The sequence below is a fragment of the Ruminococcoides intestinale genome, from assembly GCF_040095935.1.
GTDB classification, from domain to species: domain Bacteria; phylum Bacillota; class Clostridia; order Oscillospirales; family Acutalibacteraceae; genus Ruminococcoides; species Ruminococcoides intestinale.
Genome location: NZ_JBBMFQ010000001.1, coordinates 29051 through 55011 on the forward strand (window position 1 = coordinate 29051; position 25961 = coordinate 55011).

Genomic DNA, 25961 nt, shown 5'->3' on the forward strand with positions numbered 1-25961 from the left:
TTAAATTACATCTGCGTAACCGAGTGGGTTCGTTTTTAATAAAATGTAACAAATTAGTTCTTGCTGCGAATTTTAAATTCGTGTTATTTTTGACTTTTACTTATTTGATATATATTTCAGATATTTTTTTAATATCTTTTGCACATAATTGGGGTGTAACAATTGGAGAAGTTTGTAGTTACCGGCGGAAAGCCATTATCAGGTGAAGTGACAATCAGCGGTGCGAAAAATGCAGCCGTTGCAATTATTCCGGCAGTTATTCTTTGTGATGAACCCTGCCAGATTGAAAATATTCCTAACATCAGCGATGTATCACTTATCAGCAGAATTCTTCAGCAGATGGGTGCTAATGTAAGACGAATCAACCGTTCGTCCTTATATATTGATCCTACAAAAATCCGCACATGCAATGCTGTGACCGACCTTGTAAGAGGTATGAGAGCGTCATATTATCTCCTCGGCGCACTTTTGGGCAAGTACGGCAAGGCTAAGGTGGCTCTTCCGGGCGGCTGTAACTTTGGCGTGCGTCCGATTGACCAGCATCTTAAAGGCTTTGAGGCTCTCGGTGCGACAACTCAGCTTGTTGACGGTGCGATTATAGAGGCAGAATGCGACAGCCTTGTCGGTACACATGTGTACCTTGATGTTGTGTCCGTTGGTGCAACAATGAACATTATGCTTGCCGCATCAAAGGCAAAGGGACAGACCATTATTGAAAATGCCGCAAGAGAACCGCATATTGTTGACCTTGCGAACTTCCTTAATTCAATGGGTGCGGATGTCAGGGGTGCAGGTACGGATGTTATCAAAATCCGTGGCGTTGAGTATCTTCACGGCATTACTTATTCGATTATTCCCGACCAGATTGAGGCAGGAACATATATGTGTGCCGCCGCCGCAACAAGAGGTTGTATTACGGTAAAGAATATTACACCGAAGCATCTTGAATCAATCAGCGCAAAGCTGCGTGAGATGGGCGTTAAGATTACGGAATATGATGAGGCTCTCAAGGTTGATGCGTCATCTGCTCCGCTAAAGCGCTGTAACATCAAGACAATGCCGCATCCCGGCTTTCCGACAGACTGTCAGCCGCAGTTTGCCGCATTGCTTATGAGCGTTCCCGGAACAAGCATCATCAACGAGAATGTTTGGGATAATCGCTACCAGTATGTCAGCGAGCTTATCAGAATGGGTGCGCAGATTTCTGTTGAGGGCAGACTTGCAATCATTGAGGGCGGTGTTCCGCTCACAGCGGCTCCCGTTAAGGCAACCGACCTTCGTGCAGGTGCGGCTATGATTATTGCCGCTCTTGAAATTAACGGTACAACAGAGATTTCTAATATTCAGTTCATTGAGCGTGGATATGAAGATGTTGTTGAAAAGTTCAGAGGACTTGGTGCAGATATCAAAAAGGTGTATTTTACAGGAGATAACGAGCAAGAGCTTGGTGCCTGACTAAAATTTAATTAGAAATCAAAGCCGTTTTCTTTGTGAGAACGGCTTTTTTGTGAGATAATTTACAAATTTTAAAATTTGTGTTATCATATTCGTTATACTAAAGATAAGGATTGATTGTTTTGGCAAGAGCAGTACCGCTGTTCAGCGGAAGTAAGGGTAACAGCTACTACATAGGTTCGGCAAGCGAAGGCGTACTGATTGACGCAGGCCGTTCATGCAAGCAGATTGAAAATGCCATGCTTGCAAACGGACTTGATATGGGCAGTATCGGGGCGGTTTTTATAACTCACGAACACACTGACCATTGCAGTGCGTTGCGTGTGCTTGCAAAGCGTTACGGTTTTAAGGTGTATTCAAGTCTTGGTACGCTCAATGCTTTGAGGGCAGGTAATAAGCTTGATCCAAACACAGATGCAGATGTTATAACTGACGAGGTTGTAATCGGCAATATGCGTGTTCAGCGAATTGACACCCCCCACGATGCGGCGGAAAGCTGTTGCTACCGTGTTACTGCTCCCGACGGAAAATCCGCACTTATAGCAACCGATATGGGCGTTATGTTGCCCGATGTCAGAACTGCCGCAGAGCAGAGCGACTTTGTTGTGCTTGAGTCAAATCACGATATTAATATGCTCAAAAACGGATTTTATCCTTATCAGCTAAAGCAGAGAATCCTTTCAAACAGAGGACATCTTTCAAATGAGGCTTGTGCAAAAGAACTTGTTAACCTTGTTGAAAAGGGAACTTTAAGACTTATGCTCGGCCATCTCAGCGAAGAAAATAATACCGTTCCGCTTGCAATGTCAACATCCGTAGACCTGCTCACATCAAACGGAATGAAGTACAAAAGCGATTATTCGCTTGATGTTGCTCCGAGTGTAAGCACAACAAAAGCCATCATCTTTTAACCTTAAACAAACAAGAGGAATATGATTAAGATTAACATAATTTGTATCGGCAAAATAAAGGAAAAATATTTTACCGACGCAATTGCAGAGTATGCAAAACGCTTGACCGCATTTTGTAAATTCAATATTATTGAGCTTTCGGAAGAACGCATTAAGAGCAACATACCGAATAGGTCGCAGATTGATGAGGTTATTTTCTCTGAGGGAAAACGAATCATGCAGAAAATTTCGCCTTCGGATTATGTTGTTGCAATGTGTATTGAGGGAAAGTCTATGTCGAGTGAGGAGCTTTCAAAGCTGATTGACAATGCGTCTATAAGCGGAAAAAGCACCGTTGATTTTATTATCGGCGGCAGCTACGGGCTTGACGAATCGGTTAAAAAACGGGCGGATGTCCGTCTTTCAATGAGCAGGATGACCTTCCCTCACCAAATGGCAAGAATGATTTTAAGCGAACAGATTTACCGTGCGTTTGAGATTTCATCAAACGGTAAATATCACAAATAATTTACGGAGTTACTATGGCACTTGACGGAATTTTTTTAAGACATATTAAAAGTGAAATAGAAAAAGAGGCTCTCGGTGCAAGGGTGTCGCAGATTTATCAGCCGAACAGAGAGGAGCTTGTGTTCGGGCTGAGAACATTTTCCGGCAACAAAAAGCTGTTGCTTTCTGCACGAGCAAATTCACCGAGAGTGAACTTCTGTTCGTCAACACCCGAAAATCCTGCACAACCTCCGATGTTTTGTATGCTTTTGCGAAAAAGAATCGGCGGCGGAAAGCTTGTGGGACTTCGCCAGAACGGTTGCGACCGTGTTCTTATGCTCGATTTCGAGTGCGTGAACGAACTCGGCGATACTGTGATGATAACTGTTGTATGCGAAATTATGGGTATGTACAGCAACATAATTATTGTCGATTCAAACGGCGTCATCATCGATTCACTCAAGCGTGTCGATCTTACAATGAGCAGTAAAAGACTTGTACTGCCGAATATAAAATACGAACTTCCCGAATCGCAGAACAAGCTTAATCTGCTTAAATGTTCGGTGCTTGATGTGTGTACAGCCGTAAAAAATCTTGACACGGAAATGCCGCTTAACAAGGCGCTGTTAAGGACAATTGAGGGTGTTTCTCCGATTGTATGCCGTGAGATTGAATACAAGGTTATGGAGGGCGCAACAAACAGAATTGAGGGTGTGCTTTTTGACCGACTCGCAGTTGAAATCGAAAAGCTGAAAAGCGTTTGCAGCGATTGTTCGGGCAAGCCTGTTGTGGTTTATCGTGAGGACGGCAAGCCTATGGACTTCTGCTTTATGAATGTTGAGCAGTACGGCGATTTTGCAAAGGTTGAGAGTAAGGAAAGCTTCTCCGATTTGCTTGACGGATTCTATGAGGCTCGTGACAGTCGTGACAGAATGAGGGTGAAATCGCAAAGCCTTACAAAGCTTTTGAACAACACACTTGAAAGGCTTGCACGAAAAATTGCAAAGCAGAAGAGTGAGCTTGAACGCTGTGCAGACCGTGAGCATCTTCGCATATGCGGTGATCTTTTACAGGCAAATATCTATCGCATTGAGCGTGGTGCGGAGTATGTTGATGTTGAAAACTTTTACGATGAGAACAACGCAATTTTACGCGTAAAGCTTAATCCGGCAATCTCACCTTCGGCAAATGCTCAGAAGTATTACAAGGATTACCGCAAGGCTAAAAATGCCGAAATTATGCTCAAAGAGCAGCTTGAAAAGGGCAGGGAAGAGCTTGATTATATTAATTCGGTTCTCGATACGGTTGACCGTGCGGAAAATGAAAAAGACCTTGCGCAAATTCGTGAGGAACTTACCGAGCAGGGCTATCTCAAGGTTCAAAAGGGCAAAAAGCCCCGTCAGACAACTTTGCCGCCGCTCGAATTTGAATCAAGCGACGGCTTTAAAATCCTTGTAGGAAGAAACAACCGCCAGAATGATAAGCTGACTTTGAAAACAGCATCAAAGAACGATATGTGGCTGCACACAAAGGACATTCACGGTTCTCATGTAATTGTTGTTTCGGACGGCAAAGAGATTTCCGACACGGCAATCTATGAGGCGGCACGGCTTGCGGCATATCACAGTAAGGCGAGAAACAGCAGTCAGGTTCCCGTTGACTGCACACTTGTTCGCTATGTGTCAAAGCCAAACGGCTCAAAACCCGGTATGGTGATTTATGTCAACAACAAAACCCTGTATGTAAAACCGTCACAAACGGTTGAAAAGCAGTAAAATATTTTAATAAAAATTAAACGGAGGGCAAGACGCTCTCCGTTTTTATGTTAATTTAATTGTTTTTAACGGGCGGTAAAATCGAATGTAAAAATTCGTATTTTAGGGGTGCAGAATTTGAACTCATACCCTTCAAAATTTGCACCTGCCCCCTTCAGAATTTGAACCCGCCCCCTTCAGATTTTGAAGGGGACTACTTCAGAATTTGAAGCCTAATAATACCCATAGAAAAAGACTAAGGGAATAATACCAAGTAAACAATACCAATTGAAAAATGAAGAGGAATTCAGATGACCGAACTGACAAAATCATCCTTCAAAATCCCATTCGGGGACATAGCTTTCATCTGCGGAAGAAAGCTCCTGTGTAAAGCCGTCAATTCCCAGTCGCATCATTTCAAGCTTTACCTTGTCATATTCTCTGCGTGTGATTTTACGGTTAATTCGTGAAAACTCCCTGTCGCTGACCTTGCCCATAGGAATGTACTGACACATAAGACTTAACAAAACCTGATCGCCGAATCTGCGTTTTACAATATCAAGCACTTCAAGGCTGTTCTTTGTGTGGGCAGGCAAAATCAGATGCCTTACGATAACGCCCTTTTTCATAATGCCGTCATCGTCAAACTGAGGCAGACCAACCTGAAAAGTCATTTCGTGAATTGCTGCAACAGCCGTGTTGACATAATTCGGTGCAGAAGAGTATTTTACCGCAAGAAAATCATCTGCATATTTAAAGTCGGGAAGATAAATATCAACAAGTCCGTCAAGCATACTGAGAGTTTTCGGACTTGTGTATCCGCTGCAGTTATATACAATCGGAATTCTCGGTTTGTAAATTTCAAGACTTTTAACAACAGCGTGTGCAAAATGGTCAGCCGTTACAAGGTTGATGTTATGTACTCCCTTATCCTCAAGTTCTTTGTAACATTCGGCAAGTCTTTCGGGAGTGATTGTTCTTCCGCCGTCCTCGTTTGAAATTTCGTAGTTCTGGCAGTACACGCATCTCATTGTACAGCCCGAAAAGAAAACAGTTCCGCTGCCCTTTGTGCCGCTTATGCACGGTTCTTCGCCATAGTGCGGAGCAACCCTTGCAACAACGGGCAGTTCTCCCATTTTACAAAATCCGTTTCCGCTGTGGGCAGTACGAACCGCACCGCATTTTCTCGGACATAAATTGCAAATCATGATATCACCTTATTGTCTGATATATAATGTCTGATAGAACATTAAACACTATTGTACCACGATTATGACAAAAGTTAAAGTCTTTGCAAATTAAAGTGTGAAATCAGTAAGATAATCTTCGATGATGTCGTCAAGCTGGCAGAGTTCAAGCTCAAGTTCGTTGCACATTTCGACAAGCTCCGTCATTTCACGAAAGCTTTCGCTGATTCCCGACACGGATTTTATAAGCATTTTGCCGCAAAATGCACTTATCCCAAAGGTGTTAAATCCGTCTTCGGGTGTATGATTCAATTTGTATGTTATCATTTTTCCCTCCGGATGACAACCGGTCACAAGATAATAATACTATTATGTTGCGATATTGTCAATATTGTTACAAAAATATTGTTGAGTTGTAAACAAATAGTGATGTATCAGTAATAAATTGTACATAATGACAAATGAATGTAAACCACAGTTAAAGAATTATATAACAATAAAAACTTTAGTTCGATAAAATCTTAATAATATGTAACAAAGTATTACATATGGTATATAATTTCAGTGCAGTCAGATTTTTCGGCAAACGGCAAATAACATATCGACGACAGTTAACTGCTGAAATATTGCAATAACAATAGTTAATCATTGCTTTGCATCAGTCTTTATTTGTGCATAATGTATAAAAAGCGTTCTTAAAGTTTGGCTTTAGGATGCTTTTTTAGTTCTCAATAGGAAAAATACGGCATTTATAAATGTTAAAATATAGTTATCGTGCGGTACTTTGTGCGAAATAATATTTAGGAGTGAAAATATGAGATTACGCAAACCATTATCGATTCTTCTTTCTCTGTCCATGATTGCAGGTATGTCGGCCTTTGCCTCAAATGCGGCAGTAACAAGCGATGAATCGGTTTCAGCAGGCAATTATTACAATGCAAATTATCTTGAAAGCTATGCAAGCAAAGCGTATAACGAATCGGGACTCGGTTCAGTCTACAGCAAAACTTCCACAACATGGAAAATCTGGTCACCTGATGCGTCATCCGTAAAGCTCAAGCTCTACACAACAGGTTCTGACAACGAGGCGGGCGCTTCGGCAATCGGCACCTATGATATGAAAAAAGACAGCTCAACAGGTGTTTGGTCACTTAATCTGAGCGGTGATTACAAAAACAAATATTACACATATCTTGTAACAGTAAACGGCACAACCAAGGAAACACAGGATGTTTACTCACAGGCTGTCGGTGTAAACGGCAACCGTACAATGGTTGTTGACCTTGACTCAACCGATCCGAGCGGTTGGTCGGACGATAAGCATGTTCTCTTTAACAGCGCATCCGAGGCGGCTGTATGGGAAGTTCATGTGCGAGATTTTTCAGTTTCCAAAAACTCGGGTGTGAGTGAGGACAACAAGGGTAAGTACCTTGCATTTGCCGAGGGCGGCACAACTCTTAATTCAGACACAAGTTCATCAGCCGTTTCAACAGGCATTGACTACCTTGTTGAGCAGGGCATTAACTGCGTTCAGCTTATGCCTGTTTATGATTACGGTTCGGTAAAGGAAGATGTTGCAAGTTCTTCTTCAAACCGTAACTGGGGTTATGATCCGGTGAACTATAACGCTCCCGAGGGTTCATATTCAACAAACCCATATGACGGCAACACAAGAATCACTGAGTTCAAGCAGATGATTCAGGCTCTTCATGACAGAGGAATTTCAGTTGTAATGGATGTTGTTTACAACCACACATTCTCAAACGATTCCTGCTTTAACAGAACTGTTCCGGGTTACTACTACAGAATGCATTCATCATCAGCATATTCAAACGGTTCAGGCTGCGGTAACGAAACTGCGTCAGATAAGCTGATGTACAGAAAGTATATGATTGAATCCGTAAAGTATTGGGCGGAGGAATATCACATTGACGGTTTCCGTTTTGACCTTATGGGTATTCACGATATCACAACAATGAACGATATCCGTTCTGCTCTTGACGGACTTTATTCAGACGGTTCGGGTAAAAAGATTCTCATGTACGGTGAACCGTGGACAGGCGGTTCAGTTGCAATTTCCGACGGTTGCTCGCAGTCAAAGGCAGGTTCACTCAACCCAAGAGTAGGTATGTTCTGCGACAGCTACCGTGATGCAATTAAGGGAAGCACAGACGGTTCCGATAAGGGATTTGTTCAGGGCAACACCGATAAGGCCGGAACGGTTGCAAACGGTGTAACGGGCAAGGGCTTTTCGGCTCAGGCTCCTTCACAGACAATTGCTTATGCCGACGCTCACGATAACCTTATCCTCTGGGATAAAATTGTAAAGAGTAACGGCTCATCAAGCTGGAATTCAACATCTTCATCACTCAGGGGACAGGTTAAGAAAGTAATGGGACTTCTCCTTACTTCACAGGGTATCCCGTTTATGACGGCAGGCTCGGAATTTTGCCGTACAAAACAGGGTGATACAAATAGTTACAAATCAAGCGACGCAATAAATGAGATTGATTGGTCAAGAGTAAAGACCTACTCGGATGTTGCCGCTTATTACAAGGGACTTCTTGAAATCAGAGAAAACTATTCTCCGATGAAGAGTTCAACATTCAACACTCCTTCATTCCAGTCAACACACGGCGATGTTGTTGCTTACACATATTCAAACAACAAGTCAAATGAGTGGGGCAAGGTTTGTGTTCTTGTAAACGCAAGTTCAACAAATGATTGGCCGATTACACTTGACGGCAGCGGCTGGACAGTAGTTGCAGACGGTACGACGGCAGGTCTTAAAAGTCTTGGCACAGTTTCGGGCAACACATATACAGTTCCCGCAAACAGCGCCTGTGTGCTCGTTCAGAGTTCAACATTCAACAACCTTAAGGTTAGTGAAAAAACATTCGGTACGGTAACAATCAAACATATTGATGACAGCGGAAATGTTCTAAAGACATCAACAGCAAAATATGCAGACGGTACAACATACCGTACTTACCCCGACACAACCATCCTTTATGACTACACTCTCAAGGATACTCAGGGTGTAACTTCGGGTACTGTTACAGGCGGAAAGAACTACAATGTAACTTATGTTTACAGCTCCAGCGGTATTCGTTCAGGCTATATTACGGTAAATTATGTTGACGAAAACGGTGAGTCAATTAAGGATACCGTTTCAACAAAGTATCGTGAAGGCGACAGCTACAGCGTTCCGTTCACATCAATTCAGGGCTATCAGCTTGACACAGACAAGTATCCTGCCAACACGACAGGTACATTTAACGGTACTAACACAACCATTAACTTTGTTTATAAGGCACTTGACAGCACAAGTTCGGTTGTTCACTACTATAACTCAAACAACTGGTCAAATGTTCGTTGCTATGCTTACACAGACGGCGGTGAAGAGCCTAACGGCAAGTGGAACAACGCAACTGTTATGACAAGTGAGGGCAACGGATGGCTCAAATGCACAATTCCTGCACCAAGCTCATATGTAATGTTCCACACAAACTCACAGCAGGAGCCGGGTGCAAACGAGACAGGCTACCTTGTTTCGGGCGAGGCATGGGTTCAGAATAAGAAACTCAGCTTTAGCAGTAAGGTTATCACAAGCCACATTGACGCCGCAACAGGTGAAAAGATTGCCGATGATGAAATTTTAATTCGGTCAAAGGTTTCTTCCGACGATACATACAAAACTTCTCCGCTTCCGGGCAGAACAGATGTTATTGCTCCCGTAAATGCGTCAGGTAACCTTTCATCGGGTATTATCAATGTTGTTTATCTTTACACATCATCGGAGCGTCCCTCAACTGCTCCTTCAACGGTAACTCCTACCACAGCCCCCGTTACACAGCCGACGGAAAAAATCCTTATCGGTGATGTTAATCTCAATGGTGCGATTGATATAGTTGACACAACAGCGGTTCAGAAGTACATTGTGAAGCTCATAACACTCTCAGACAAGGCTCTTATCGCGGCCGCAAGATGTGACGCTGACGGCGAGGATGATATCGTAAGAGTTAAAGACGCAACATACATTCAGATGTATGTCGCAAAGCTTGACGGTCACGGAAATGTCGGCACTTACTATGAGCCGGAAGTTACTCCGACAACCGCCCCTGTTACCGAGCCGGCAACAGAAGGGCCGACAGTTGCTCCGACAACCGTTCCTGCAACAACAGCTCCTGTTACAGAGCCTACAACCACTCCGTCATCAACCTATACAGTTAAGTTTACGGATTCACTCAACTGGGGTGGTACACTCTACTGCTACTCATGGGCTGAAGACGGTACATCTACAAAATCATGGCCGGGCGTTGCGATGACATATCTCAACACAAATGACCATGGTCAGAAGGTTTACTCGGTTGAAGTTCCGAACACTGTTGATTACATTATTTTCACAAACGGTTCGAGTCAGACCATTGATATCGGTTTTGACGGCACTTCGCTCAATTATTATACAGAGTCGCAGTATGATTCAAAGGGTCATGCTTATGTCGGCACATGGTAATCATTTTTTGAAAAAATGTAAATAAGTAAAAATATAAGTCGGCAAGACAGTACGCAAATTAAACTATCTTGCCGACTTTTTATGTTGGTTTGAAGTAGTGGCGGATATCATCCGCCCGCAAGTAACGGTACAATATTTGTAATTCAACTTGCTTTTAAATACAACAATGTCATTGTTAAACTGTAGGGGCGAACTGTGTTTTCCTGCCTGAAATATAATCGCAATGCTATCAATGCAATGCTATCAATCTAAAAAGAGAGCGTAAAATCACGCTCTCTAAAATCATCATAATTATAAAACTTTATATAATCGTTCCGCCGCCAACTACATATTCACCGTCATAGAGGACTGCTGCCTGACCTTTTGAGATTGCTCTTTGCGGTTCGTCAAAGACAATGTGTAGGGTGTTATCGTCAATCTGTTCAACGATTGCGTCCTTTTCGGGCTGGCTGTAACGAACTCTCGCCTTGACTTTAATCGGCTTGTCAATTTTGTCACAGGTGATGAGGTTTATGTCCGTTGCATAAAGCTCCTTTGAGAAAAGCTCGTTGTTATCGCAGAGAATAACCTCGTTGGTGTCAAGATTCTTTTCCTTAACATACATAGGGTGGGGGAGTGCAAGTCCAAGACCTTTTCGCTGACCTACAGTGTAACGGATAATTCCCTTGTGTTCACCGAGAATATGACCTTTGGTATCAACAAAATTACCGTTAGGATAAGTTTTGCCCGTGTACTGTTCAATGAATTTTGCATAGTCCCCGTCGGGAACAAAGCAAATGTCCTGACTGTCGTGCTTTCGTGCGTTTATCAAACCAAGCTCATTTGCAATTTCACGCACCTTTTCCTTTGTATATGTGCCAAGCGGAAGAAGTGTTTTTGCAAGCTGTCTTTGTGTAAGACAGTACAGCACATAGCTTTGGTCTTTTGTGCTGTCAACCGATTTTTTCAGCAAATAGCGGTCTGCACCCTTGTCATACTCAATTGTTGAGTAATGCCCCGTGACAACGCAGTCAAAGTCAAGCTCTTCTGCACGGCGAATGAGCTTTTCAAATTTGATAAAGCGGTTGCAGTCAATACAGGGATTCGGTGTTGTACCGTTTTCATAGGCTCTGATAAAGCGGTCGATTACATTTTCCTTAAAGCTGTCCTTGAAGTTATAGACATAGTAGGGAATGCCGAGCTTGAGGCAAACTCTCCTTGCATCATCAATGTCATCAAGAGAACAACAGGTTTTTTCTCGCTTTTCACCGATATCTTCGTTATCAAAGAGCTTGAGGGTAATGCCCGTTGCGTCATATCCCATATCCTTGGTAAGAAATGCGGCAACCGAGCTGTCAACTCCTCCGCTCATTGCAATCAATGCTTTGTTAGTCATTTATTCCTCCCGAACAGATTTGCGTTCATAAGTAATTTATCAGCCGAGTCTGATCATTTCGTCAATGCACTTTCTTGCGTCTGTGATAGTCTGATCGTCAAGCTTGATTTCTTCTCCGCCGTTGCCGTTAAGGCAGTTGTAAACATCAACAAGTGTTGTTGATTTCATATTCGGGCAGATGAGCTTTAATGTAAGACCGTAGAAATTCTTGTCCGGACATTCATACTGCAAATGTTCGGCAATGCTGATTTCTGTACCGATAATGAATTCCTTTGCATCGGATTTCTTTGCATAATTCATTATGCCCGATGTTGAGCCGACATAATCAGCCATAGCAACAACTTCGGGAGTGCATTCGGGATGAACAAGAACGAGTGCGTTCGGATGAAGCTCCTTAGCCTTTTTAACATCATCAACATTTACGCAGGCATGAATCGGACAACCTCCGTTGAGAAGCTTGATGTTCTTGTCGGGACACTGCTTTGCAACATAGTCGCCGAGGTTGCAGTCAGGGATAAAGAGAATGTTCTTATTGTCAAGATTGTTTACGATTTTAACAGCCGATGAGCTTGTTACGCATACATCGCAAATTGTTTTGAGTTCTGCCGTAGTATTGATGTATGCAACAACTGTGTAATCGGGATACATTTTCTTAACCTGAGAAATAAGCTGTTTGTCCATCTGGTCTGCCATACTGCAGCCGGCAACAGGCTGTGCAAGGTAAACAGTTTTTTCAGGTGAAAGAATTTTGCAGGTTTCAGCCATAAATCTTACGCCGCACATAAGAATGTTCTTGTTTTCGGCTTTGCTTGCGTCAACACTCAGCTTGTAGCTGTCGCCTGTGTAATCTGCAATTTCAAGAATTTCATGCGCCTGATAGCTGTGGGCAAGAATACAGACATCCTTTTCCTTTTTCAGCTTGAGAATCTGTTCTTGTATTGATGAAATATTCATAATAGCTTTCCTTTCAAGGTAATCAAAATTACTCCCCCTTATTATACATTTTCAGCAGTTTATATGCAATAGCTTTCGGTGTAAAAAAGCTGTATTTTTTGCGTTTTTAACAAGAAACAGCCCATATTTTTGGTTGTATTTAAAAAATATTTTTGTTCCTTTAGACTTTACACATAAATGAATATGTGCTATAATTAAGTATAAATTTTGAATAGTATCATATCCCAAAGTTAGAATGGGTTAAATTAGGAGGATTATGTGATGAAAAAGACAATTGCTGTGTTATTTGCAGTTATGATGATGTTATTGTCGGCAGTTCCCGCATTTGCTGCCGCGAGTCCGGAACCGAGTACATTTAAATACAAGGTAGAGATTATTCCGACAGAGGGCGGTGACGGTGATTATAAGTTCACAACAGGTATTGACGAAAAGGGCGAACAGCATGTATTTATTGAGCCGATTCCTAATGACGGTTATGTTTTTGACCACTGGGAAATTTCGGGCGGTCCTTTCAGAACCGACAGCAAGTATACAGATGCTAATATGAATATTATTATTTCAGGTGACATTGTTTGTACTCCTTATTACCGTAAGGCAAGCAGCGGCGGCACAACAGGTCCTGTTGCTACAGCTACGGCAAAGAAAGATGATTCAACAACTTCACCAAAGACAGGCGCAAGCGATGTTGTACCGTATGCAATCTTAGTTCTTTCTCTTGCGGCTTGCGGTGCGGCTGTATTTAAGCTTGTAAAGAGCAAATAATCCAACCTTAACTAAAAATCAAGAGACTTCTCATAAGGAAGTCTCTTTTTTATTCATTAGATGTTTGAATATTAGGTTTTGTATTGCAGATGCAGTAGTTTGTAAATTGTAATAAAATTTTACTAACAGGTAATGATTAATTGACATACTGACACAAAAATGATACAATATAACTAATTGGGAGTTTTTGATATGAGCAGAAAAAGAAACAAATTTCTTATAGCTTTGATTATTTTGCTTGTGGCTGCAATTATCGGCACACTTGCGTACATAGTCGTTAAAAACTTAAATGAAAATAACGAACGAAAAAGTCTTGATAACATCGCAGGCTCGTATGCGTCAGGCATTGAAAACGGTACAACCTCTGCAACAGAAATGACTTCACCGTCAATCAATGTGAAAAAGGTCGAAAATCCGATTGACTTCAAGTCGCTTCAACAGCAGAACAGCGACATTTATTCGTGGATTTACATTCCGAATACAAATGTAAATTATCCTGTTTTGCAAAGTCATCTTGACGATAACTTATATCTTGACCACGATATTTATAAGAATTACAGCTTTTCGGGCAGTATCTATTCGCAGATGTGTAACAAGCGTGATTATTCCGACAGAGTGATTGTGCTTTACGGTCATAATATGGCAAACGGCTCAATGTTTGCAACGCTCCATCGCTTTTATGATGCCGATTTCTTTAACAAGAACAGGTACATCTATGTTTACACTCCCGACAGAAAGCTTACATACGAAATTGTGTCAGCTTTTGAATATGATAACCGACACATTATGAATTCGTTTGATTTTTCCGATGATAATGTATTTTCGGATTATCTCAATATGATTAAAAATCCACATTCTGTTTCTGTGAACAAGAGAAATACGGAGCTTACTACCGATGATAAAATTCTTGTTTTAAGTACATGCTTAAACAGCGGTGATGGAAGATATCTTGTGCAGGGAGTGCTGAAGAAAGATGAACCGACAAAATGAAAGTTCGGCTGAGGCAACAACTGAAAATATAGAGAACAAGCTTGATCCGAATACACCGGAAATTCTTGAATCGAAAAGAGAAAAGAACAGTAAGGAGCATGTAAGCAATCCTTCAAGGTTGGATATAGAAGGTTATATTTTCAAGGACAGCAAGTTAATAAAGAAAAAGAAAAAAGTATATACAGATGTGTACGGAGTTGATTCCGACAGCATTGTCGTGAAGAGTAACACCACAAATCACTATAAAAAGCATAGATCAAAGTCGCATCATCACCATTCAAAGCATCGAAAGATGAAAACCTGGAAAAAGGTGCTTTTGTCAATCGGCTGTACATTACTTGGTTTAATTATACTCACCGTAGGAACGGTTGCGTATTTGATTTATCAGGGCGGAAACGAGCTGTTTAATACTGATATTCATGTTACCGCCCCTCAGGGCATTGAAACCGAGGAAAACGGTAAGTATGTCGTATACAACGGTGAAACATATCAGTTCAATGAAAAGGTGACGAATGTTCTGTGTATCGGTGTTGACAAGCGCAACCTTGACGAAAATAATAACAGCAAAGTCAAGGCGAGCGGCGGTCAGGCGGATGTGCTTATGCTTGTGTCAATCGACACTTCAAACGGTAAAATAACGCTCTTCAACATTTCGAGAGATTCGATGGTTGATGTCACAATGTATTCAGCAGGCGGTGCGTATGCCGGCACGGAAAAACAGCAGATTTGTCTTTCGTATTCATACGGTGACGGTAAGGAATCGAGCTGTGAAAATACGGTAAATTCAGTTCAGAGGCTGTTCTATAACATTCCGATTAATACATACTTTTCGCTTGACCTTGACGGCATTTCCGCTCTCAACGACAGCGTTGGCGGTGTTGATGTTGTGTCACCCGAAACAATCGGGGAGTTTGTTGAGGGAGAAAGCTATCACCTTGTCGGACAGCAGGCTGAAAGCTTTGTCAGAACCCGTGATACAAGCAAGACCGATTCAAACAATATGCGTATGCAAAGACAGAAGGTTTACATTCAATCTTTTATGAATACGGTTCTTCAGCAGACAAAGGAAGATTTAACCACGCCAATCGACTTGTTCAATGCGTCTGCTCCGTATTCATGTACGAATCTTAACCCGTCAAAGGTGTCATATCTTGCTCAGCAGGCTGTGCTTGGCGGTATGAGCGGAATTGATATGGTTTCAGTCCCCGGTCAGGTTACAATGGGTTCAAAGTACGCAGAATTCAATGTCAGCGAGGCAGAATTTTATCAGCTGTTTTTGAGTATTTATTATACGAAAATAGAATGATAATCAAACAAATAAAATGCATCAGATTCCAAGTAAGGTTCTGATGCATTTTTGTTTTATGTGCAATGCGGTTGTTATATTGCAGCGGAATTTTCATCATATCAAAACATATTTATTGAACAAAAAAATTCATTAGAGCAGGCGGATAATATCCGCCCTTACGGCTCGGTTTGTAGAAAAAACTGCAAATGCTACGCTCGGGCATAATATGTTTTGTAATTAAACAAACTATCTTCACGAATAGGGTACGGCGGCTCGCCGTAATTTAGAGCGAATAACCGCAATGTTACGCTCGGGTGTAATATGTTTTGTAATTAAACAAACTATCTTCACGAATAGGGTACGGCGGCTCGCCGTAAAAAACAGACAGCCGATAATTGGCTGTCTGCATTTTGTTCCATATTTAATTTGATGCGGAGGTTGTTTCCTTTGAAGAAGTTCCGCCTGTGAACAATTCTTCAAAAACGAAGCTTGCAAACTTCTTTCTCTGTTCTTCAAGGTCTGAAATCTTGATTGTTGATGTGATTGTACCGTTCCATGTTTCGGTTTTATCATCGTAGTACCAAAGACCTTCTTCAGGAACATAATACTGCTCTACATCATAGGAAAGATATGTGAGAGCGTGAGAAACAAGCGCCGTGATTTCGTCCTTTTTGAGGTTTGTTGTTACAAGAGGACCGACAGAGCTTACAATTGAAACAATCTGACCGAGGTCTGCACTTTTCATACTTGTGAACAAAGTTTCAAGAAGCTTTCTCTGTCTTGAGGTTCTGTCCCAGTCGTCACCGTCAAGACCGATTTCGTTGCCGTCCTCGCCCTTTGTAAGACCTCTGTTTCGAGCATACCAAAGAGCCTCCTGACCGTTGAGATGAACAGTACCGGGTGCGTCTGTGATAGTTGTTCTTGTGTCAGCCTGATTGTTCTTGTACATCTGATAGTTGATGTAGTCAATTTCGTCCTGAGTAACTTCCATATCAATACCGCCGAGGGTGTCGATAATCTTCTTAAAGCTGTCAAAGTCAACAACCGCATAACGGTCAACCTTGATGCCGAAGTTTGCCTCAATTGTCTGAATTGAAAGCTTTGCTCCGCCGTAGTTATAAGATGCGTTGAGCTTGTCATATCCGTAACCGGGGATATAAACATATGTGTCACGCTGGAATGATGTCAGTTTAAGCTTTTTGTGATTGTTATCAATGGTCATCATGATCATTGTATCACTTCTGCCGTGTTTATCGCCTTTTGAATTGTCTTCGCCAAAGAGCATAACATTAAGCTCCTTGGAGTTCTGCAGAAGCTCTCCCTCTGAAAGCGAAAGGTTTGTTGCATCACTCTCAAGCGGAGCAACCGATGAGTTGGTTGCTGCTGTGTTGTTGTTTGTGTCATCAAGCTCTTTGAAGTTGAGGGTGTCAAGAAATGAATAGTAGTAGAGCATTCCGCCGCCGCCCAACAGGAAGATCATTGAAAACACAAGGCAGAGAATCCTTTTGAGTCTGCCTTTTTTATTATATAATTTTTTGACCTGCTTATTTGAGCTTATGTCAACAAAATTGCTTTTCTGACTGTTTTTTTCGTAATTTGGCATATTACTCCTCCAATCGGGTAAAAAGCACACAATACATAAGTATAGTCTATTATACCATATGAGAATTTATTTTAATTCTAAATTAGAATAAAAATCTGTCTTTTCGTAAAGTTTTAGCGAAAAATCTGACTGAAAATATTGATTTTTTTGTCGATAACTGTCAATCCTGTTCGTCAAGTGACAAATAGAAGGACGGAAGGAACTCTTTTTCAAACACCTCGTTTTCGGGCATATTCATATTGTGAATTGATTTTTCGGTTGCCTCTTTTGCCTTTGAAAACTCGCTGTTGCCCATTTTTATTTCTTCAATACATTTTATGAGTGCGGAAAACTTGTCCGCCGCTTTTACATATTTTTTAAGTTCATCGTCACCTGCACCGTTCATTTTGATGATTTTATCCATATCGTCCTTAAAATCATCCGGAAGCATCGACACAAGCCTGTTGCCTGCCGTTGTTTCAATCTCCTTATAGGCATTTTTGATTTCGGGGTTGAAGTATTTTACGGGAGTCGGCATATCGCCTGTTATGATTTCGGTTGCATCGTGGAAAAGTGCGAGCAATGCGGCTCTTTCGGCATTGAGATTACCGCCGAAACGCTTGTTGTGAATCAAAACAAGGCAATGTGCAATCATTGCAACATCAAGACTGTGTTCGCTGAGGTTTTCACAGCGTGTGTTGTTCATAAGTCCCCAACGGTTGATGTACCTCATTCTTGAAAGCATTGCGTAAAAATGTGAAATATTCATAGGTAGTTTCTCCTGTTTTTTGCTAAAAATTAGTGCAATTTGTATCGCATTATGTTATAATGTAATCTAAATGCGAGTGTACTCTGTTCTCTGCAAGCAAAGCAGAGTGTTGCTCCGAATTGAATATGTAGGTGTCTTTTGAATAAATGACGGTGAAGGACATTTATATTACTGATTATACTATTCATAATTTAAAAGTAAAGAAATTATCGAAAAAAGATTTTTTCAGACTTTTTGCTCCGTGGAGGGTTTTATGCCGAGCAGAATTTTGCAAAAATATCCAACACAAAAACTATTTGGGTTGCGTGTGTTTCTTATATCAATTATAACTGCAACAGCACTTTTTCTACCGTTTATCATAATGGGTGGCGGTGTTTTCTATTATTACGGTGATTTCAATGTTCAGGAAATTCCGTTTTATCAGCTTGTGCATGACGCCGTAAGAAACGGTGATATGGGTTGGATGCACAATGTTGACCTCGGAACGGATATGCTCTCAAGCTTCAGCTTTTATCTTCTTGGCAGTCCGTTCTTTTGGCTGACAATTCCGTTCCCGAGTGAGGCTGTACCGTATCTTATCGGACCGTTGCTGATTTTAAAATTCGGCTGTGCGTCACTTTCCGCATATCTCTATCTGAAAAGATATGTGGCTGACAGGAATTTCGCTCTTATAGGCGGATTGCTGTATGCATTTTCGGGATTTTCAATCTACAATGTGTTCTTTTTCCACTTCCATGAACCGATGATAATGTTTCCGCTGTTGCTTGCGGCACTTGACGCATTCATCTATGACGGAAAAAGAATAGTGTTCGCACTTGCGGTATTCTCCGCCTGTGTTGTGAACTACTACTTCTTTGTGGGACAGGTTCTGTTCGTAATCATCTATTTTCTTATGATTACGCTTACCAAAACCTACAAATTTAAAGTTAAAAATTTTCTCTTGCTTGCGTTTGAGGTTATCATAGGATTCCTTGCAACGGCATTCATACTGCTGCCGTCAGTGCTCGGCTTAATGGGAAACCCAAGGCTTGCCGAACTTCCGAACGGCTGGGATTCGCTTGTCTACAGTCAACCGCAAAAATACTGGCTGATAATTTTAAGCCTGTTTTTCCCCGCAGATATGCCTGCATTCCCTGTGTTCACACCCGGCTCAAATTGCAGATGGGCGTCTGTTGCGGCATGGTTGCCGCTTGTCGGAATGACGGGAGTTATCGCATATTTTCAGGTTTGCCGAAAAAGCTGGCTCAAAAAGCTTCTTGCCGTGCTTGCGGTGTTTGCGTGTGTGCCTGTTTTGAACAGTATGTTCCAGCTTATGAACAGCTCAATTTACTACGCAAGATGGTTCTATATGGGCGTGCTTATGCTTGTTCTTGCAACAATCAAGGCGTTTGAAAACAGAAAAACCGATTGGAACAGGGCGATTCGTTGGTCGGCAGGAATTACGGTAGGCGCAACTCTGCTGATAGGTCTTATGCCTGTGAGCTATACGGATGAGGAGAGCGGCGATATTCAAAATACGGTTATCGGCACTCAGGCAACATTTGAACGCTATTGGCTCTATGTTCTTATGGCTTTGTTAAGTCTGCTTGCGTTCGTTCTAATCATCAAAAAATTCAGACGAAACAAAAAGAGATTTACGGTTATGCTCACTGTTGGTATCCTGAGCGTTTCGCTTTTTACCTCATATTTTATAATCGCCACAGGCTATTTCTCAAGCAGCAGTACAAATACCATCAAAGAAGATATCATAAACAGGCGTGACGGTATCACAATTGCCGATATTGACAATGTTCGCAGTGATTTTTACGAATGTGTTGACAACACGGCAATGTTCTGGCAGATTCAGAGCATTAACTGCTTTCAGAGTTCTGTTTCAACATCTATAATGCAGTTTTACGATGCACTCGGAATTACAAGGGATGTTGCGTCAAGACCTGACCTTGATGTATACGGACTTCGCCCGTTTCTGAGTTGTAAGTATCTTTTTGATTACCGTGGCGACGGAAAATCGGGAAGTCTGAATTCATTCGTTGACGAAAACGGCAACACAAGAATGCCGGGTTGGAAATATCTCAGAACGCAGAACCGTTTTGATATTTACCGCAACGAATACTACATTCCTATGGGATACACCTTTGATAAGTTCATTGCCGAAGAAGAATTTGACCTTGTGACGAACGCACACAAGTCCGAGGCTTTGCTCTACGCAATGGTTCTTCCCCGTGACCTTATGAAGAAGTATTCCGATATTACGGGCTACAGCGATGAAAAGTACAAGCTTTTGTACGGCAAACATCCGGAGGATTACGACAGCATTACGGAAAAGTTTGATTACAGTAATTCAGATTACAAAAAGGTTTGTAACCTCAGAGCCTTGAACAGTTGTACTTCATTTGAATATACAGATAACGGCTTTAAGGCTGTTTACAATAATAAAAAGGGTGACGATAACCTGTTGTTTTTCAGCGTTCCTTACAGCGATGGTTTTACCGCAACTGTAAACGGTAAGGCGGCAGATGTTGAAAAGGTTGACTACGGCTTTATGGCTGTTAAGATTCCAAAGGGGGAAAAGTGTGACATTGTGTTCACCTACGAAACACCCGGATTTTCAACAGGTGTCAAAATCAGCCTTTGCGCATTCGGAGCATTTTTAATCTACTGTGCGGTTATTGTGACCGTTAAAACAGTTAAAAAAAGAAAAAATAAAAACTGATAAAGATATAATCAGCATTTAAGTACGGAGGTATTTATTATGTTTGGAAACAAAATACTTGACTTCAAAGACGAACTTTTAAAGGATCTTAACACACTTCTTTCTTTTGAATCGGTTGACGGTGAAAAGAATGACGAGTGCGATAATGCCTTGAATTTTATTCTTAAAAGAGCAGAAGATTTCGGACTGACAGGGGAGAGAACAACCGACAAGAGCGGTCATATAACCCTTGGCAACAGCGGAAAGCTTTGCGGTGTGCTTACTCACCTTGATGTTGTTCCTGCGGGAAACAGCTGGAGCGTTCCGCCGTATGCGCTTACCGAAAAGGACGGCAGACTTTACGGTAGAGGAATTGCAGACGACAAGGGTGCGGCTCTTGTTACTCTCTATTGTTTGAAAGCAATCAAGGACAGCGGTGTAAAGGGCGTGAACACTCTGCGTGCTATTTACGGCACGGGTGAAGAAACGGGTATGGAGGATATGGAAAATTATTTCAAGAAAAATCCACTTCCCGACATGGCATTCACTCCCGACAGCGACTACGGCATCTGCTTTGCCGAAAAGGGTATTCTTCAGCTTGAAGTCAGCACACTTTTAAATAATGCAACAACACTCAGCCAGTTCCATGCAGGCAGAGCAGTTAATGCAGTTCCCGACAGAGCGTATGTAATGCTTGATTCATCAGACTATGACGAGCAGACTCTCATGCGCCTTGCAGACGCAAGTGACGGTGATTTTGAATTTAATTACACTATTGACGGTCTTATGATAATCAGCCGTGGCAAAGCGGCTCATGCGTGTGAACCGGACAAGGGCTACAATGCCGCAGCGGCACTTGTTGACCTTATCTCAAATGTTTACACAACAAAGGAAACAGGTTCAATCTGTTCATTTATTGACTACGCAATTAACAAGGAAACAAACGGCAGATCACTCGGTCTTAAAATGAGCGACGCTGTTTCGGGCTCGCTCACCGTAAACCTCAGCAGCGTGAATATTGAGGGACAGACCGCAAAGGCTGTGTTTGATATCCGTTATCCCGTTACCGTGAGCGGAAACAGAGTTCTCAAACAGTTCAAAAAGGTTGCAAAAATCAGCGACCTCAAGGTTACTGTTCTCAATCACGAAGAACCGCTTTATGCCGATAAGGACAGCAAGCTTGTAAAGCTTCTCTCTGACGCTTATGAAAGCGTAACAGGTGAAAAGGCTGAGCTTTATTCAACAGGCGGCGGAACATACGCAAGAATGCTCGGAGGTAACGGTGTTGCATTCGGTCCTGCATTCAAAAATGACGATGTTCGTATGCACAATGCAGACGAAAGTATGGATAAGGAGAACTTCTTTAAACACGCTCAGATTTGCCTTGAGGCAATGTACAGAATGTTTACTGACGGAGAATAATGCGTTTCGTTATGAACAAATTCAGATGAAAAGGGAATGCTAATGAATACGGAAAAAACTGTTAGAAAACAGGCAAAAAAGGTTCTTGAGGGGAATCGGTCGGTGATTATCTCAGAGATAATGGTCACTGTGCTTGCATTTTTGACAGGGCTGTTTGCGTTCAGCCTTGCAATGTCTGTGGCAGGACTTTATGATGTAAAAAATCCGAATCAGACTCAGCAGATGCTTACAATGATTTTCGGGCTTGTATTTTTTGCTTTTGTTGTTGTGTGTCTGCCGCTCATAAACGGAGTTTACAGAAGTGTGTGTAATGTAGTCAGGGGCAGAGAGTGCAGTCCTCTTGATGTTTTTTACTATTATAAAAAGCCGAAATTATTTTTTAAGTCTGTTATTCTTGATGTAATTTCAGTCGGCTTGTTTTTTATCATAAGCGGTCTGCTCAATGTGTTCAATTATCTTAGTGCGGTTTCGGATAAAATAATTGAAAATTCACCCTCACTCACGGCGGTTGTGGCTGTATTGCTTGTTTTGGCGTTTATCGTCAGCACTGCGGTTGTTGTGGTGTGTTACATTATTTTTGTTCATTATACATTTTTGGCTTACGGTTTTAACGAACATCTGCCGCTCGGAATTTATCTTCCGAGAATGATGGCTTTTTCAATAAAGAACTTCATCTCCACAATAAAGCTGTTTATCGGTTTTATCGGCTGGGCGGCTTTGTGCTTTTTTGTTGTTCCGGCATTTTATGTCGTACCTTATTTTCTGACAACCTCTGCAATGTCTGCAAAATGGTTGTTCGAGCTTGAAGGGAGCAGAGATATTATATGTTAGTTTCACTTTGTATGATAGCCTATAACGAATCGAATGCTTTGAGCGGACTTTTCAGGGATATTGCACTTCAGGACTATCCGCATGATAAAATTGAGGTGGTATTTGTTGACAGTATGTCAACCGATGATACTAAAGAGAAAATGGAAAAATTCCGTGATACCGACTACGGATTTTGGAATGTGTCCGTTGTTCAATGCGTAAAGCGTAATCAGGCAACCTCATGGAATGCCGCTCTGATGACCGCAAAGGGCGATGTTATCATAAGAGTTGACGCTCACGCAAGAATTCCGAGAAACTTTGTTTCACGAAATGTTTATAACATAAAGCAGGGCGAAAATGTTGTAGGCGGCGGCAGACCGAATATCACTTCAAATGTTTCAAGCTGGAAGCTTACCTTGCTTGCGGCTGAGGATTCTCTGTTCGGCAGTTCGGTTGCTTCGTACAGACGGCCGCTTGCGCAAAAGGAATATCTTGACAGCCTTTTTCATGCGGCTTACCGCAGAGAGGTTATTGCTAAGGTCGGCGGATTTAACGAAAATCTCGGCAGAACCGAGGATAATGAATTTCACTACCGCATTAGAATGGCGGGCTACAAGATGTGCTGTTGCCCAGATATTATTTCGTATCAGCATTCACGAAACGACCTTCACGGAATGATAAGGCAGAAGTATTCAAACGGACGGTGGATAGGACTTACACTCTCGGAATGTCCTGGTTGTCTTTCATACTTTCACTTTGCACCGTTTCTATTTGTAATGGCACTTCTCGGCTGTTCCGTGCTTGCATTTCTCGGACTTCCGCTTTTTTTGTACATTCTTTTGATAATCTACGGAATGTTTGATATTGTAAACGCTGTCGGATGTTGCACAATGAAAAATGTTCAGCCTCAGTTTGTGTTTTTGCCGTTCATTTTCCCGTTGCTCCATGTTGCCTACGGAATAGGCACAATTGTTGGTTTGATTCAGATTCCGTCATGGCGGAAGAAAATCAAAAACAGCGGTGCGAAAGAACACATTGAAAAGGTAAAAAGAAAAATCAGGGAAAACACACTTCCCGGTCATTCATACAAATAATTTTTTGGGCGGATAATCTCCGCCCGTATTTGATATTTACGGAGATACTTATGACTGAAAAAGTAGAACTTACCCCCGAACTTTTGCGTGAGTTACAGCTTAAACAGCTTGATATGCTCGTGTATTTCAGGGACTTTTGCGAAAAGAACAATCTCACATTCTATCTCATCGGCGGTGCGTTAATCGGTGCGCTCAGAAACGGCGGATTCGTTCCGTGGGATGATGATGTTGATGTTATGCTGCCACGAGAGGACTACGAAAAGCTGTACAAGCTTTGGCATGAACAGGGCGCAGACGGAAGATTTCGACTTCTCAAAACTGACAGCGATATGTTCACGGGCAATATTTTTATGACCGTAACCGACACGAATTACACTATGGTCAAGACAAATCAGACCGAGGTTGATATTCCGCACGGACTTGTGCTTGATGTCTTTCCGCTTGATGTTTGTCCCGACAGCCGTTTTGCACGCAAAATGCAGTATGTGTGGACAATGCTTTATTCGCTGTTTTTGGCTCAGGTTGTTCCCGAAAAGCACGGCGGAATTGTGGGGGCAGGCAGTAAGGCTTTGCTTTCAATTTTCAGAGGAAAAAAGCTCCGTGAAAAGATTTGGAGAACTGCCGAAAAGCATATGATTAAGTACAGGCTTGATAAAAACAAGTGTGTAACGGAGCTTTGTTCAGGCCCTCATTGGATGAAAATTGAGTATCCGAAACACATTTATTCGGGCGTTGATTATGTCACATTTGAGGGCATAAAAATGCCGTGTATGTCGGGCTATGACGAGTATCTCAGAATGGTTTTCGGTGATTATATGCAGCTTCCGCCGGTTGAGGACAGAGTGCCACACCACGATATTGCATATCTTGACCTGAACTCACCGTGCGAAATTTATGACAGCAAAAGAAATAATAAGTAAAAATAACGGTGCATTATGGAGCTTATAAGAGATAATTGGAATAAAAATGACTATGATGATTTTGTAGAGGAACTTCGTTCATATGCCGATGAAAAGTACAGAAGCTTTCATTCCTCATTGATTCCCGACAATGACAAGGGCTTTTTTATCGGAGTAAGAATGCCTATTATGCGAAAGCTCGGCAAGGAAATTTCTAAGGGCAACGGACGCAGTTTTTTAGATCAGACAACTGATAATTCTTATGAAGAAAAAACAATGCGAGGTATTGTAATCGGTTTGCTCAAAACCGAAAGCTATGAAGAATTTTTGATGTACAGCGATGATTTTGTACAGCGTATAGACAGCTGGGCGGTTTGCGACGGCTTTTGTGCAAATCTCAAAGAAACCAAAAAGTACAAATCAGAATTTTTCCCTCATGTTTGCGAATACACCAAAAGCGACAATCCGTGGATAATTCGTGCAGGTCTTGTGCTGATGCTCGACTATTATCTTGAAGATGAGTACATAGACACGGTGCTTGAATGTTGTGACAGTGCGAAAAATCCGCATTATTATGTGAGTATGGCAAGGGCTTGGCTTGTTGCAACGGCACTTGCAAAGTGCAGAGAACAGACTATGCGGTACATAAAGTCAAATTCGCTTGATAATGCAACCTTTAATAAAATGATTCGGAAATGCGTTGAAAGTTTCAGAATTGACGATGAAACGAAAAAATATCTCAAAACCATGAAGAGATATTGACAAATCCGAAAATCGGCATATAATATAATCAACAGTTGTCTTCGGGGCGGAGTGAAATTCTCCACCGGTGGTTAAAGTCCACGAACAGGTGAAAGCCTGCCGAGTCTGTGAAATTCAGACACCGACGGTCATAGTCCGGATACGAGAAGATGCGACAGAACAGGCGGTTCGTCTGTTTTATTTTGGTACGCAATCCCGTTACATTTGTAGCGGGATTTTTCTTTTCCCGACAACTCGAAATAATTTTTCAGGA

20 protein-coding genes and 1 riboswitch are annotated in these 25961 nt (G+C 41.9%); of the genes, 14 read left to right on the forward strand and 6 right to left on the reverse strand.

The window, feature by feature from the left end:
* Positions 1-162: 162 nt before the first annotated feature.
* From murA to WMO31_RS00145, 4 genes are all read left to right on the forward strand, one after another.
* Positions 163-1455 (forward strand): UDP-N-acetylglucosamine 1-carboxyvinyltransferase, encoded by a 1293-nt coding sequence (gene murA, locus WMO31_RS00130; protein ID WP_021883766.1) that lies wholly within the window; start codon positions 163-165, stop codon positions 1453-1455.
* A 122-nt stretch (positions 1456-1577) separates the two neighbouring features.
* The gene (locus tag WMO31_RS00135; protein ID WP_195231938.1) at positions 1578-2366 is read left to right on the forward strand and encodes an MBL fold metallo-hydrolase; all 789 of its coding nucleotides are present in this window, start codon (positions 1578-1580) and stop codon (positions 2364-2366) included.
* Between the two features lie 21 nt (positions 2367-2387).
* Positions 2388-2873 carry a 23S rRNA (pseudouridine(1915)-N(3))-methyltransferase RlmH gene (rlmH, locus tag WMO31_RS00140; protein ID WP_304036707.1) on the forward strand — a complete coding sequence of 162 codons (486 nt, stop codon included), beginning with the start codon at positions 2388-2390 and terminating at the stop codon, positions 2871-2873.
* Positions 2874-2887: 14 nt separating this feature from the next.
* Entirely contained in the window at positions 2888-4627 is a 1740-nt protein-coding gene (locus WMO31_RS00145) for an Rqc2 family fibronectin-binding protein (RefSeq protein ID WP_367998990.1), read from the forward strand.
* 308 nt (positions 4628-4935) lie between these two features.
* On the opposite strand, the gene WMO31_RS00150 is transcribed toward WMO31_RS00145, so the two are convergent.
* Both WMO31_RS00150 and WMO31_RS00155 read right to left on the reverse strand, forming a co-directional pair.
* Complete coding sequence (locus WMO31_RS00150; RefSeq protein ID WP_015523434.1) at positions 4936-5814, reverse strand: radical SAM protein; 879 nt, start codon at positions 5812-5814, stop codon at positions 4936-4938.
* Between the two features lie 90 nt (positions 5815-5904).
* Positions 5905-6120, reverse strand: a complete 216-nt coding sequence (locus WMO31_RS00155; RefSeq protein ID WP_367998991.1) for a DUF6514 family protein — start codon at positions 6118-6120, stop codon at positions 5905-5907.
* Between the two features lie 487 nt (positions 6121-6607).
* Between WMO31_RS00155 and pulA the strand changes: the two genes are divergently transcribed.
* Positions 6608-10309, forward strand: a complete 3702-nt coding sequence (gene pulA, locus WMO31_RS00160; protein ID WP_367998992.1) for a type I pullulanase — start codon at positions 6608-6610, stop codon at positions 10307-10309.
* Between the two features lie 301 nt (positions 10310-10610).
* On the opposite strand, the gene mnmA is transcribed toward pulA, so the two are convergent.
* Entirely contained in the window at positions 10611-11684 is a 1074-nt protein-coding gene (gene mnmA, locus WMO31_RS00165; RefSeq protein ID WP_155129032.1) for a tRNA 2-thiouridine(34) synthase MnmA, read from the reverse strand.
* Positions 11685-11723: 39 nt separating this feature from the next.
* Positions 11724-12638 (reverse strand): quinolinate synthase NadA, encoded by a 915-nt coding sequence (gene nadA, locus WMO31_RS00170; RefSeq protein WP_293638806.1) that lies wholly within the window; start codon positions 12636-12638, stop codon positions 11724-11726.
* Between the two features lie 261 nt (positions 12639-12899).
* On the opposite strand from nadA, the gene WMO31_RS00175 reads away from it, so the two are divergent.
* The 3 genes from WMO31_RS00175 to WMO31_RS00185 all read left to right on the forward strand — a co-directional run bounded on the left by WMO31_RS00175 (position 12900) and on the right by WMO31_RS00185 (position 15696).
* A complete protein-coding gene (locus WMO31_RS00175) occupies positions 12900-13400 on the forward strand; it encodes a hypothetical protein (protein WP_295241877.1) in 501 nt (166 codons plus the stop codon).
* A gap of 192 nt (positions 13401-13592) precedes the next feature.
* Positions 13593-14390, forward strand: a complete 798-nt coding sequence (gene srtB, locus WMO31_RS00180) for a class B sortase (RefSeq protein ID WP_367998993.1) — start codon at positions 13593-13595, stop codon at positions 14388-14390.
* Entirely contained in the window at positions 14374-15696 is a 1323-nt protein-coding gene (locus WMO31_RS00185) for an LCP family protein (protein ID WP_367998994.1), read from the forward strand. The genes srtB and WMO31_RS00185 overlap by 17 nt, the downstream gene beginning before the upstream one ends.
* Before the next feature lie 403 nt (positions 15697-16099).
* Here WMO31_RS00185 and WMO31_RS00190 read toward each other — a convergent pair whose 3' ends face one another.
* Both WMO31_RS00190 and yfbR read right to left on the reverse strand, forming a co-directional pair.
* Positions 16100-17281 (reverse strand): LCP family protein, encoded by a 1182-nt coding sequence (locus WMO31_RS00190; protein WP_367998995.1) that lies wholly within the window; start codon positions 17279-17281, stop codon positions 16100-16102.
* Between the two features lie 160 nt (positions 17282-17441).
* Positions 17442-18029: a 5'-deoxynucleotidase gene (gene yfbR, locus WMO31_RS00195; protein ID WP_117522739.1), complete on the reverse strand. Its 588-nt coding sequence runs from the start codon at positions 18027-18029 to the stop codon at positions 17442-17444.
* 253 nt (positions 18030-18282) lie between these two features.
* Here yfbR and WMO31_RS00200 point away from each other — a divergent pair, with 253 nt between their 5' ends.
* Genes WMO31_RS00200 through WMO31_RS00225 form a run of 6 tightly spaced genes read left to right on the forward strand, consistent with a single transcriptional unit; the run spans position 18283 to position 25708 of the window.
* The gene (locus tag WMO31_RS00200; RefSeq protein ID WP_367998996.1) at positions 18283-20742 is read left to right on the forward strand and encodes a YfhO family protein; all 2460 of its coding nucleotides are present in this window, start codon (positions 18283-18285) and stop codon (positions 20740-20742) included.
* Positions 20743-20781: 39 nt separating this feature from the next.
* A complete protein-coding gene (locus WMO31_RS00205) occupies positions 20782-22143 on the forward strand; it encodes a Sapep family Mn(2+)-dependent dipeptidase (protein ID WP_021883754.1) in 1362 nt (453 codons plus the stop codon).
* A 42-nt stretch (positions 22144-22185) separates the two neighbouring features.
* Positions 22186-22974: a hypothetical protein gene (locus WMO31_RS00210; protein ID WP_367998997.1), complete on the forward strand. Its 789-nt coding sequence runs from the start codon at positions 22186-22188 to the stop codon at positions 22972-22974.
* The gene (locus WMO31_RS00215) at positions 22968-24047 is read left to right on the forward strand and encodes a glycosyltransferase family 2 protein (protein ID WP_015523447.1); all 1080 of its coding nucleotides are present in this window, start codon (positions 22968-22970) and stop codon (positions 24045-24047) included. The genes WMO31_RS00210 and WMO31_RS00215 overlap by 7 nt, the downstream gene beginning before the upstream one ends.
* 50 nt (positions 24048-24097) lie before the next feature.
* The gene (locus WMO31_RS00220) at positions 24098-24967 is read left to right on the forward strand and encodes a LicD family protein (RefSeq protein ID WP_117520825.1); all 870 of its coding nucleotides are present in this window, start codon (positions 24098-24100) and stop codon (positions 24965-24967) included.
* A gap of 15 nt (positions 24968-24982) precedes the next feature.
* Entirely contained in the window at positions 24983-25708 is a 726-nt protein-coding gene (locus tag WMO31_RS00225) for a DNA alkylation repair protein (protein WP_367998998.1), read from the forward strand.
* Between the two features lie 33 nt (positions 25709-25741).
* Positions 25742-25863, forward strand: a riboswitch (FMN riboswitch).
* Positions 25864-25961 lie beyond the last annotated feature (98 nt).

Coding starts and splice junctions, on each gene's coding strand:
- rlmH (WP_304036707.1), top strand. CDS start 2,388: ATGATTAAGATTAACATAATTTGTATCGGCAAAATAAAGGAAAAATAT.
- WMO31_RS00145 (WP_367998990.1), top strand. CDS start 2,888: ATGGCACTTGACGGAATTTTTTTAAGACATATTAAAAGTGAAATAGAA.
- WMO31_RS00150 (WP_015523434.1), bottom strand. CDS start 5,814: ATGATTTGCAATTTATGTCCGAGAAAATGCGGTGCGGTTCGTACTGCC.
- WMO31_RS00155 (WP_367998991.1), bottom strand. CDS start 6,120: ATGATAACATACAAATTGAATCATACACCCGAAGACGGATTTAACACC.
- pulA (WP_367998992.1), top strand. CDS start 6,608: ATGAGATTACGCAAACCATTATCGATTCTTCTTTCTCTGTCCATGATT.
- mnmA (WP_155129032.1), bottom strand. CDS start 11,684: ATGACTAACAAAGCATTGATTGCAATGAGCGGAGGAGTTGACAGCTCG.
- nadA (WP_293638806.1), bottom strand. CDS start 12,638: ATGAATATTTCATCAATACAAGAACAGATTCTCAAGCTGAAAAAGGAA.
- WMO31_RS00175 (WP_295241877.1), top strand. CDS start 12,900: ATGAAAAAGACAATTGCTGTGTTATTTGCAGTTATGATGATGTTATTG.
- srtB (WP_367998993.1), top strand. CDS start 13,593: ATGAGCAGAAAAAGAAACAAATTTCTTATAGCTTTGATTATTTTGCTT.
- WMO31_RS00185 (WP_367998994.1), top strand. CDS start 14,374: ATGAACCGACAAAATGAAAGTTCGGCTGAGGCAACAACTGAAAATATA.
- WMO31_RS00190 (WP_367998995.1), bottom strand. CDS start 17,281: ATGCCAAATTACGAAAAAAACAGTCAGAAAAGCAATTTTGTTGACATA.
- yfbR (WP_117522739.1), bottom strand. CDS start 18,029: ATGAATATTTCACATTTTTACGCAATGCTTTCAAGAATGAGGTACATC.
- WMO31_RS00200 (WP_367998996.1), top strand. CDS start 18,283: ATGCCGAGCAGAATTTTGCAAAAATATCCAACACAAAAACTATTTGGG.
- WMO31_RS00205 (WP_021883754.1), top strand. CDS start 20,782: ATGTTTGGAAACAAAATACTTGACTTCAAAGACGAACTTTTAAAGGAT.
- WMO31_RS00210 (WP_367998997.1), top strand. CDS start 22,186: ATGAATACGGAAAAAACTGTTAGAAAACAGGCAAAAAAGGTTCTTGAG.
- WMO31_RS00215 (WP_015523447.1), top strand. CDS start 22,968: ATGTTAGTTTCACTTTGTATGATAGCCTATAACGAATCGAATGCTTTG.
- WMO31_RS00220 (WP_117520825.1), top strand. CDS start 24,098: ATGACTGAAAAAGTAGAACTTACCCCCGAACTTTTGCGTGAGTTACAG.
- WMO31_RS00225 (WP_367998998.1), top strand. CDS start 24,983: ATGGAGCTTATAAGAGATAATTGGAATAAAAATGACTATGATGATTTT.